Source organism: Methylobacterium indicum (assembly GCF_001043895.1).
GTDB lineage: Bacteria > Pseudomonadota > Alphaproteobacteria > Rhizobiales > Beijerinckiaceae > Methylobacterium > Methylobacterium indicum.
Genome location: NZ_JTHF01000016.1, coordinates 1 through 10,216 on the forward strand (window position 1 = coordinate 1; position 10,216 = coordinate 10,216).

Here is a 10,216-nt window from a genome sequence, read left to right on the forward strand (position 1 = left end):
CCCGGCACCGCCGCGCCGTTCGGGACCTTTCGCGCGCGGGACGGCCGGGCGACCTGGAACGGCGCGGCGGTGCCGGGCACGCCCCTCGAGGCCCTGCGGGCGGTGCTGGCGCCCTACCGGATCGAGGCCGATCCCGACCTGCCGCCGTTCCAGGGCGGGGCGATCGGCTACTTCGCCTACGATCTCGGCGCGAGCCTGGAGCGGGTGGCGCCGCCGGCCCGGCGCGCCGGCCTCGCCGACGACCTCGCGGTCAGCCTCTACGCCACGGTCGTCGCCTTCGACCATCGCGCCGGCACCTGCCGGCTGATCGCCACCGGCTTTCCCGAGACCGAGCCCGCCGCCCGGGCGCGCCGGGCCGAACGCGACCTCGACGCCCTGGCGGAGGCCCTGAGCCGGCCGGCGCCGGAGGGCGCGCCCGCCCCGGTCGCGCCGCTCGCCTGGCGCTCGAACTTCACGGCCGAGTCCTATGCCGGGGCGGTCGAGCGGGTGCGCGACTACATCCGGGCCGGCGACATCTACCAGGCCAACATCGCCCAGCGCTTCGAGGCCGCCTTGCCGCCGGGCTTCGACGCCTTCGCGTTCTACCGGCGGCTCCGCGCGCGGAACCCCGCGACCTTCGCGGCCTATCTCGAGGGCGACGGGCTTACCCTCGCCTCGTCCTCGCCCGAGCGCTTCCTGCGCCTCGATCGCCGCGCGGTCGAGACCCGGCCGATCAAGGGCACGGCGCGCCGCGCCGCCGACCCGGCGGAGGACCGGGCCCGGGCCGAGGCGCTCGCCGCCGATCCCAAGGAGCGGGCCGAGAACGTGATGATCGTCGATCTCCTGCGCAACGACCTGTCGCGGATCTGCGCGCCCCACAGCGTAGCGGTGCCGACGCTCTGCGGGATCGAGACCTATGCCGGGGTCCACCACCTCGTCTCGGCGGTGACCGGCACGCTGAAGGACGGGGCGGACGGGCTCGACCTTCTCGCCGCCACCTTCCCGGGCGGCTCGATCACCGGGGCGCCGAAGCTGCGCGCCATGGACATCATCACGGACATCGAGGGCGATGCCCGCGAGACCTATTGCGGCGCCATCGGCTGGATCGGGTTCGACGGCAGCCTCGACACCAGCATCGCGATCCGCACGGTGATGCTCGACGCCACCCGCGCCGTGCTCCAGGCCGGCGGCGGCGTCACCCTGCTCTCCGACCCCGATTCCGAGTACCGCGAGACCCTGACCAAGGCCGAGCGGGTCTTCTCGGCCTTCGCGACCGGGGAGGGCGCATGATCCTCGTCATCGACAACTACGATTCCTTCGTCTTCAACGTGGTGCGCTACGTCGAGGAACTGGGCGAAGCGGTCCGGGTGGCGCGCAACGACGCCCTCGACGTCGCGGGGATCCGGGCGCTGGCCCCACAGGCCGTGGTGATCTCGCCCGGGCCCTGCAGCCCGACGGAGGCCGGGGTGTCGCTGCCGGCGATCCGCGAGCTGTCGGGCGCGGTGCCGCTGCTCGGCGTCTGCCTCGGCCACCAATGCATCGGGGCGGCCTTCGGCGGCCGGGTCGAGCGGGCGGCGCGGCCCCTCCACGGCCAGGCGACGGCGATCGCGCATGAGGGCCGCAACCTCTTCCACGGCCTGCCGGCGCCGCTCACCGTCGGGCGCTACCACTCGCTGATCGTGACGCCGCAGGCCGCGATGGACCCGCACCTCACGGTCGATGCGGTCTCGCCCGAGGGCGAGGTGATGGCGCTCTCGCACCGCCGCCACCCGACCTACGGGGTGCAGTTCCACCCGGAATCGGTGCTGACCGAGCACGGCCACGCCCTGTTCGGCAATTTTCTCGATCTCGCCCGGCGCTGGCACGCGGAGGGAGGGGCATCCCGTGCTGTGGCGTGACGGGGCGCTCCACGAGGACACGGTTCAGCCCTTCGACCTCGCCGATCGCGGCCTGCTGCTCGGCGACGGGGTGTTCGACACCGCCCTGGCGCTGGGTGGCCGGATCGTGGAGGAGGCGGCGCACCTGGCGCGGCTGGGGGCGGCCGGGGCGGCGCTCGGCTTCGCGGTCGATCTCGGGGAGGCCCGGGCGGCGATGCGGGCGGTGGCGGCGCGCCATCCGCGCGCCGCGATCCGCACCACCGTCACCCGCGGTGCCGGCCCGCGGGGCCTTCGCCCGCCGGCGGAGCCCCGGCCCGTCCTGTGGGCCGCCGCCGCGCCTTGGCGGCCCGGCACGGCATTCTCGGAGGTCTCCCTCGGCTGGAGCGCGATCCGCCGCAACGAGACCTCGCCGGCCTCGCGCCACAAGACGCTCGGCTACCTCGACGCGGTGCTGGCCGCCGAGGCCGCCGGGGCCCAAGGCCACGACGAGGCGGTCTTCCTCAACATGCAGGGCCGGGTCGCCTGCGCGGGCATCGGCACCCTGTTCGCGGTGTCCGGGCGGGAGGTGGTGACGCCGCCCCTCGACGAGGGGGTGCTCGCCGGCATCGTGCGCGCCCGGGTGCTGGCGCTCGCCCCCGGCCTCGGCCTCGAGGCGAGCGAGCGGCCGGTGACGCCCGAGGATCTGGCGCAAGCCGAGGCGGTCTTCCTCACCAACTCCCTGCGGCTGGTCGCGCCGGTGCGGCGGATCGGGGCGCGGGATCATGCCAGCGCCGGGCATCCGGCGGTGCTGGCCCTGCGCGAGGCCCTGTCGCGCGAGATCGCGCAGGATTGCGGGATGGCGGTGGAGGGCTGACGGCGCCGCTGCCAGCCTCTGCGGGCAGAACAGCCCGGAAGAACGACCGGAGACGAGAACGCACGGGTTTCCTCCTGTCCCTGCGGGCGGGGAGAGGGGGGAGGGTTCACGAACCGGTCTTCGACAGCGTCAGGCCCGCGCTCACTCCGCCTGCCCCGTCATCCGGTGGCGCAGCTCCGCCACCCCGATCGCCTCGCGGGCATAGGCGAGGCCGAGCTCGACCCGCAGGACGCGCAGGGCCTCCTCGGTGCGCCCGGTCGGCAGTCCCCGACGCCGGCGCTCGTCGAGCACGGCGAGCTGCCGGGCGATGCCGCGACAGGCCTGCGCGACCGTCGGGCGCTCCGCCGCGGGTGAAGAGTCAGGCGCCACGCGGCCTCCGAACCGACCGTCACGGCGGGGGTCCGCTCCGACGATCCGTCCGAAACCAGACACGACTTCCGACCCGAACACAATCACCCGGAAGGTTACGCGACTGTGCGTCCCATCCGCCGGGGCCTTGCGAAAAAGATCGGAAACCCGCCAGAAGTGGCGCAAGCAAGGCCGTCAGGCCCTCGATCGGAGATCATAGCATGAAGCGCGCGTCCCTGGCGGTGGTTCTCGGTGCCGCGACCGCCCTGGCGGCAAGCCTGCCCGCCGGCGCCAAGACGCTGGTCTACTGCTCCGAGGGCAGCCCGGAGAACTTCTATCCGGCGGTGAACACCACCGGCACCTCGTTCGATGCCGGCTCGCAGATCTACTCCAACATCGTCAATTTCGCGCGCGGCACCACCGACGTGGTGCCCGACCTCGCCGAGAAATGGGACGTCTCCGAGGACGGCAAGACCTACACCTTCCACTTGCGCAAGGGCGTGAAGTGGCACTCCAACAAGATCTTCAAGCCGACCCGTGACTTCAACGCCGACGACGTGATCTTCTCGTTCGAGCGGCAGTGGAAGGAGAACAACCCGTTCTTCCGGGTGACCAGCTCCAACCACACCTATTTCAACGACATGGGGCTGCCGAAGCTTCTCGCATCGCTCGACAAGGTGGACGATTACACGGTCCGCTTCACCCTGACCGGGCCCGAGGCGCCGTTCCTCGCCGATCTGGCCATGCCCTTCGCGGCGATCCAGTCGAAGGAATACGCCGACGCGATGATGAAGGCCGGCACGCCGGACAAGCTCGACCAGGAGCCGATCGGCACCGGTCCGTTCTACCTGCTGCAATATCAAAAGGACGCGATCGTCCGCTACCGCGCCTTCCCGCAATACTACGCCGGCAAGGCCGCCCTCGACGACCTGGTCTTCGCCATCACGCCGGATGCCTCGGTGCGCTGGGCCAAGCTCCAGAAGGGCGAGTGCCACGTCATGCCCTACCCGAACCCGGCCGACGTCGACGCGATGCGCAAGGACGCCAACGTCCAGGTGCTGGAGCAGCCCGGCCTCAACATCGGCTACCTGGCCTACAACACCAAGAAGAAGCCGTTCGACGACGTGCGCGTGCGCAAGGCGTTGAACATGGCGATCAACAAGAAGGCGATCATCGACGCGGTCTATCTGTCGACCGGCGTCGCCGCCAAGAACCCGATCCCGCCGACCCTGTGGTCCTACAACGACGCGGTGAAGGACGACCCTTACGACCCGGACGCGGCGAAGAAGCTTCTGGCCGAGGCCGGCCTCGGTAGCGGCTTCGCGATGGACCTGTGGGCGATGCCGGTGCAGCGGCCCTACAACCCGAATGCCCGCCGCATCGCCGAGCTGATGCAGGCCGACCTCGCCAAGATCGGCGTGAAGGCCGAGATCAAGTCCTACGAGTGGGGCGAGTACCGCAAGCGCATCCAGGACGGCGAGCACCAGACCGCGATGTTCGGCTGGACCGGCGACAACGGCGATCCGGACAACTTCCTCCACACCCTGCTCGGCTGCGCCGCGGCGGAGAAGGGCGGCGGCAACGCCGCCAAGTGGTGCGACAAGACCTACGACGACCTCGTCACCAAGGCCAAGACCATCACCGACAAGGCCGAGCGCACCAAGCTCTACGAACAGGCGCAGGTGGTGTTCAAGGAGCAGGCGCCGTGGTTCACCATCGCGCATGCGGTGCAGCTGAAGCCGGTGCGCAAGGAGGTGGTGGACTTCAAGCTGTCGCCGTTCGGCCGCCACACCTTCTACGGCGTCAGCCTGAAGTAACGGCCCTCCCGTGCTCCGCTTCCTCCTGACCCGCGCGTCCCTGGTGATCCCGACCTTCCTGGGGATCACCCTGGTGGCGTTCTTCCTGATCCGCCTGGTGCCCGGCGACCCGATCGAGACGATGGCGGGGGAGCGGGGCATCGATCCGGCGCGGCACGCGGAACTGCGCGCCGAGTACGGCTTCGACAAGCCGCTGCTCGCGCAATACGGCATCTATCTCGAGCGGCTCGCCCACGGTGATCTGGGCCGCTCGATCAGCACCAAGGAGCCGGTGATCGCCGAGTTCGCCAGCCTGTTTCCGGCGACGATCGAGCTCGGAATCTGCGCGATCCTGTTCGCGCTCCTCGTCGGCCTGCCGGCCGGGATCCTGGCGGCGCTGCGCCGCAACTCGGTCTTCGACCACGGGGTGATGGGGCTGTCGCTCACCGGCTACTCGATGCCGATCTTCTGGTGGGGCCTGCTGCTGATCCTGCTCTTCTCGGTGCAGCTCGGCTGGACGCCGGTCTCGGGCCGCATCGACGTGCAGTACTTCATCGAGCCGGTGACCGGCTTCCTGCTGATCGACACGCTGCTCTCCGACGAATCCGGCGCCTTCGCCTCCGCGCTCTCTCACCTGGTCCTGCCGGCGGTGGTGCTCGGCACGGTGCCGCTCGCGGTCATCGCCCGCATGACCCGCTCGGCGATGCTGGAGGTCTTGGGCGAGGATTACATGCGCACCGCCCGGGCCAAGGGCCTGCCGGCCTGGCGCATCGTCGGGCTGCATGCGCTCCGCAACGCCCTGATCCCGGTCGTCACGGTGATCGGGCTGCAGGTCGGCGTGCTGTTCACCGGCGCGATCCTGACCGAGACGATCTTTTCCTGGCCCGGCATCGGCAAGTGGCTGATCGAGGCGATCGGCCGGCGCGACTACCCCGTCCTCCAGGGCGGCATCCTGCTGATCGGCGCGGTGGTGATGGCGGTGAACCTCCTCGTCGACCTCGCCTACGGCCTCGTGAACCCCCGCATCCGGCACGCACGATGAGCGCCGAACTTCTCGACACTCCCGCCGCCTCGGCGGCCCCCGCCGGCCCGCCGCACCCGCTCGCCGAGTTCTGGACGAGCTTTCGCGCCAACAGGGGCGCGGTGATCGGCCTGGCGCTGATCGTCGCGGTCTTCCTGATGGCGGTCTTCGCCGACGTGATCGCGCCGCATCCGCCGAACCTCACCAACGACGCGGCCTTCCTCAAGCCGCCGTTCTGGCAGGCGGGCGGCTCGCTCACCTACCCGCTCGGCACCGACGCGATCGGCCGCGACATCCTCTCGCGCCTGATCCACGGCGCCCGGCTGTCGCTGTCGATCGGCGTCGCGGTGGTGGCGGTGTCGATCCTCGTCGGCACGATGCTGGGTCTGGTCGCGGGCTTCGTCGGCGGCGCCACCGGCATCGTCATCATGCGGGTGATGGACATCATCCTGACCCTGCCGTCCTTGCTGCTCGCCATCGTCATCGTGGCGATCCTCGGCCCCGGGCTGATGAACGCCATGCTGGCGGTCGCCGTGGTGGTGCTGCCGCATTACGTCCGCATCGCCCGCGCGGCGGTGATCGCCGAGAAATCGAAGGACTACGTCACCGCCGCCCGGGTCAGCGGCGCCGGCCCCTTGCGCCTCATGCTGTCGGAGGTGCTGCCGAACTGCGCCGCGCCGCTCATCGTCCAGGCTTCTCTCGGCGTCTCGACGGCGATCCTCGATGCCGCGGCGCTCGGCTTCTTAGGCCTCGGCGCCCAGCCGCCTTCGCCGGAATGGGGTACGATGCTGGCCGATGCCCGCGAATTCGTGCTGCGCGCCTGGTGGGTGGTGACCTTCCCGGGCCTCATCATCCTGGTCACGGTGCTGGCCTTCAACCTCGTCGGGGACGGGTTGCGCGATGCCCTCGACCCCAAGCTGAAGCGGTGAGGCGCCCGATGCCGCTCCTCGACATCCAAAACCTCTCCGTCGCCTTCCCGTCGGCGGGCGGGACGCTGCGGGCCGTCGACGGCGTCAGCCTGACCCTGGAGGAGGGGGAGGTGCTCGGCGTCGTCGGCGAGTCCGGCTCGGGCAAGAGCGTGACCATGATGGCGCTGATGGGCCTCGTCGCCTATCCGGGCCGGGTCACCGCCGACCGTCTCGCCTTTGCCGGCCGCGATCTCTTAGGCATGCCGGCCCGCGAGCGCCGCCGCCTCACCGGCCGCGACGTGGCGATGATCTTCCAGGAGCCGACCACCAGCCTCAATCCCTGCTTCACCATCGGCTTCCAGATCACCGAGAGCTTGCGCCAGCATCTCGGCCTCGACCGCAAGGCCGCGAAGAGGCGGGCGATCGAACTTTTGGAGCAGGTCGGCATCCCGGCGGCCGAGAGCCGGCTCTCGTCCTACCCGCATCAGCTCTCGGGCGGCATGAACCAGCGGGTGATGATCGCGATGGCGATCGCCTGCAACCCCAAGCTCCTCATCGCCGACGAGCCGACCACGGCCCTCGACGTCACGATCCAGGCCCAGATCCTCGACCTGCTGCTCTCGCTCCAGCGCGAGCGCGGCATGGCTCTGGTGCTCATCACCCACAACATGGGCGTCGTCGCCGAGACCGCCGACCGGATGATGGTGATGTATGCCGGCCAGGTGATGGAGGAGCAGCCGGCAAAAACCCTGTTTACCGCGCCCCAGCACCCCTACACCGCGGCATTGCTCGCGGCGCTCCCGGAGCGCAGCGAGGGCGGGCGGCTCGCCACCATCCCGGGCGTGGTGCCGGGCCTCTACGACCGGCCCCGCGGCTGCCTGTTCTCGCCGCGCTGCGCTTACGCCACCGACCATTCCCGCAACGAGCGCCCGGCCCTGCGGCCCTGGCAGGGCGGTTCGGTCCGCTGCCACTACCCGCTCGGCGACCCCTCCCGCGACGCCCGCATCCGCCAGGACCACCCTGTCGGCGCGAGCGCCGATGTTGGCGCGAGCGCCGATGCCATCCCGGAGGCCGTCCGTTGAGCGCCCCCGTCGTCGTCGCGGACGATCTCCGCCAGACCTACGAGATCCGCCGCGGGCTGTTTCGCGCGCCCGCCCGGCTCCAGGCGGTGGGCGGCATCTCGTTTGCGATCGAGCCCGGCCGGACGCTGGCGGTGGTCGGCGAATCCGGCTGCGGCAAGTCGACCCTCGCCCGCATGGTGACGCTGATCGAGCCGCCGACCGACGGCGACCTGTCTCTCGACGGGATCGACGCCGTCGATACCCCGTCATCGGAGCGCCGCCGCCTGCGCCGCACCGTGCAGCTGGTGTTCCAGAACCCCTACGGCTCGCTCAACCCGCGCAAGCGCATCGGGGCGATCCTGGAGCAGCCGCTCGCCATCAATACCGGCCTGTCGGGATCGGAGCGCCGCGAGCGGGTGCGGGCGATGATGGCCAAGGTCGGCCTGCGCCCCGAGCACGACGCGCGCTACCCCCACATGTTCTCCGGCGGCCAGCGCCAGCGCATCGCCATCGCCCGCGCGCTGATGCTCTCGCCCAAGCTCGTCGTCGCCGACGAGCCGGTCTCGGCCCTCGACGTGTCGATCCAGGCCCAGGTGCTGAACCTGCTGGCGGACCTTCAGGCCGAACTCGGCCTCGCCTACCTGTTCATCTCCCACGATCTCGGCGTGGTCCGCCACATCGCCCACGACGTGCTGGTGATGTATCTCGGGCTGGCCATGGAGCAGGGGCCGAAGGACGCGATCTACGCCAATCCGCTCCACCCCTATACCCGGGCCCTGATGGCGGCGACGCCGGGCGTGGGCGCCCGCACCCGCGAGCGGATCGTCCTGCGGGGCGAATTGCCCTCGCCGCTCAATCCCCCGCAGGGCTGCGTGTTCTCGACCCGCTGCCCCCACGCCACCGACCGCTGCCGCCAGGAGCGGCCGGTCCCGCGCCCGCTCGCCGGCGGGGCGGTGGCCTGCCACTACGCCGAGGACTTTCTGGAAGGGGCCGAGGGGCGGGCGGTCGCGGTCTGACCGTTACACCTCCCGGTCACCCGCCCGGGGCTACGCGCCGGCCCTCCCGCGCCCTACCATAGGGAGTGTAGCGGGAGCCCAGCGACCGGATCCGTGAGCGAGCCCATCGCGGCGGACGAGCCGTCGCCCGATCCCCTGTCGAAACCGAGGGCCGCGCGCCTGGCCCGCGCCGGGCTCGCCCGCGTGCTCGCCTTCCGCACCAGCCTGCGGGTCGCGCGCCTGCGCCACTGGCTCGCCGGAAGGCTGCCGCCCCGGGCCCGCGGGCGGCTGGCCGAGAACGTGCGCCACGCCGAGCTCGCCGGCCTCGCCTTCGCGTTCCGGGCCCGCGCCGTCGCCATCGCGGTGGTGGCGCTGTGGCTGCTCGTGCTGGTGCCCTGGCCGCGCGGCCTCTACTACCTCGCCGCCGCCGGCCTGTTCTTCGTCCTGGGCACGATTCCCTACGGCCTGCGCCGTCACCGCCACGCCTGGGCGATCAAGCTCGCCTTCACGGTGCTGGACGTGGCGCTGATGAGCGCCGTCATCATCGTGCCGCCGCCGGCCGGGCTCGGGGTCGACTGGCCGATCCAGACCCGGCTGCGCACCCCGGAATTCCTCTACGTGCTGCTGCTGCTCGGCGAGGCGGCGCTGACCTACCGGCCGCTGGCGGTGTTGTGGACCGGAACCTGGATCGCCGCGATCTGGTCGCTCGGCGTCTGGCTGGTCTACGCCCGCGAGGACACCGTGCGCTTCGCCGACGCCGTCCGCGACGGGGGCCTGCGCAGCGAGGAGAGCCTCAAGGTCTTCCTCGACCCGGCCTATGTCGGCCTGACCCCGCTCTGGACGCAAGGGATCGTCACCGGCCTGTTCACGCTGCTGCTCGCCATCGCGGTGTGGCGCGGGCGGGGCACGATGCTGGCGCAGGTCCGCGCCGAGGTGGTGCGGGCCGACCTCGCCCGCTACGTCTCGCCCGACGTCGCCGACGCGCTCGCCGCCCGGGCCCATGCGGGCTTCGGCGCGCCCCAGACCCGGGTGGTGGCGGTGCTGTTCGCCGACGTGATCGGCTTCACCGGCATGAGCGAGGAACTGGGGCCGGAGCGGGCCTTCGCGCTCCTCGGCGGCTTTCGCGAGCGCAGCTGCAAGGTGGTCTTCCGCCATGCCGGCACCCTCGACAAGTTCCTCGGGGACGGCTTCATGGCGACCTTCGGGGGCCTCGACGGGCGCGGCGACGGCGCCGCCCGGGCGGTCGCCTGCGCCCTCGACCTCCAGCGCGAGATCGACGCCTGGAACGCCAAGCGCATCGCCCGCGGGGCCGCGCCGATGCGGGTCGCGGTCGGGGTGCATTGCGGCCCGGTGGTGATCGGCACGATCGGCGCCGACC

10 protein-coding genes are annotated in these 10,216 nt (G+C 71.5%); 9 read left to right on the top strand and 1 reads right to left on the bottom strand.

From position 1 onward, the window contains the following. The 3 genes from pabB to QR78_RS02440 form a co-directional block, all read left to right on the top strand. On the top strand, positions 1-1,269 hold a 1,269-nt coding region (gene pabB, locus QR78_RS02430), incomplete at its 5' end, for an aminodeoxychorismate synthase component I (RefSeq protein ID WP_048425899.1). After that, positions 1,266-1,877, top strand: coding sequence for an anthranilate synthase component II (locus QR78_RS02435; protein WP_048425900.1), 612 nt, complete (start codon positions 1,266-1,268; stop codon positions 1,875-1,877). The genes pabB and QR78_RS02435, both read left to right, overlap by 4 nt. Next, positions 1,864-2,709 carry an aminotransferase class IV gene (locus QR78_RS02440; RefSeq protein WP_048425901.1) on the top strand — a complete coding sequence of 282 codons (846 nt, stop codon included), beginning with the start codon at positions 1,864-1,866 and terminating at the stop codon, positions 2,707-2,709. Before QR78_RS02435 ends, QR78_RS02440 begins: the two co-directional genes overlap by 14 nt. Before the next feature lie 141 nt (positions 2,710-2,850). Here QR78_RS02440 and QR78_RS02445 read toward each other — a convergent pair whose 3' ends face one another. Next, positions 2,851-3,078, bottom strand: coding sequence for a hypothetical protein (locus QR78_RS02445; RefSeq protein WP_048425902.1), 228 nt, complete (start codon positions 3,076-3,078; stop codon positions 2,851-2,853). A gap of 200 nt (positions 3,079-3,278) precedes the next feature. On the opposite strand from QR78_RS02445, the gene QR78_RS02450 reads away from it, so the two are divergent. From QR78_RS02450 to QR78_RS02475, 6 genes are all read left to right on the top strand, one after another. Beyond that, a complete protein-coding gene (locus QR78_RS02450) occupies positions 3,279-4,874 on the top strand; it encodes an ABC transporter substrate-binding protein (protein ID WP_048425903.1) in 1,596 nt (531 codons plus the stop codon). Between the two features lie 10 nt (positions 4,875-4,884). Next, a complete protein-coding gene (locus tag QR78_RS02455) occupies positions 4,885-5,895 on the top strand; it encodes an ABC transporter permease subunit (RefSeq protein WP_048425904.1) in 1,011 nt (336 codons plus the stop codon). Continuing rightward, entirely contained in the window at positions 5,892-6,803 is a 912-nt protein-coding gene (locus tag QR78_RS02460; RefSeq protein WP_048425905.1) for an ABC transporter permease subunit, read from the top strand. Before QR78_RS02455 ends, QR78_RS02460 begins: the two co-directional genes overlap by 4 nt. 8 nt (positions 6,804-6,811) lie before the next feature. Then, the gene (locus QR78_RS02465; RefSeq protein WP_048425906.1) at positions 6,812-7,864 is read left to right on the top strand and encodes an ABC transporter ATP-binding protein; all 1,053 of its coding nucleotides are present in this window, start codon (positions 6,812-6,814) and stop codon (positions 7,862-7,864) included. Beyond that, positions 7,861-8,859: a peptide ABC transporter ATP-binding protein gene (locus QR78_RS02470; RefSeq protein WP_048425907.1), complete on the top strand. Its 999-nt coding sequence runs from the start codon at positions 7,861-7,863 to the stop codon at positions 8,857-8,859. The genes QR78_RS02465 and QR78_RS02470 overlap by 4 nt, the downstream gene beginning before the upstream one ends. A gap of 93 nt (positions 8,860-8,952) precedes the next feature. Continuing rightward, on the top strand, positions 8,953-10,216 hold a 1,264-nt coding region (locus QR78_RS02475), incomplete at its 3' end, for an adenylate/guanylate cyclase domain-containing protein (protein WP_053220763.1).

Bases quoted from the DNA above. Each gene is read 5' to 3' on its own strand.
- QR78_RS02435 (WP_048425900.1), top strand. From the start codon at position 1,266: ATGATCCTCGTCATCGACAACTACGATTCCTTCGTCTTCAACGTGGTG.
- QR78_RS02465 (WP_048425906.1), top strand. From the start codon at position 6,812: ATGCCGCTCCTCGACATCCAAAACCTCTCCGTCGCCTTCCCGTCGGCG.
- QR78_RS02450 (WP_048425903.1), top strand. From the start codon at position 3,279: ATGAAGCGCGCGTCCCTGGCGGTGGTTCTCGGTGCCGCGACCGCCCTG.
- QR78_RS02460 (WP_048425905.1), top strand. From the start codon at position 5,892: ATGAGCGCCGAACTTCTCGACACTCCCGCCGCCTCGGCGGCCCCCGCC.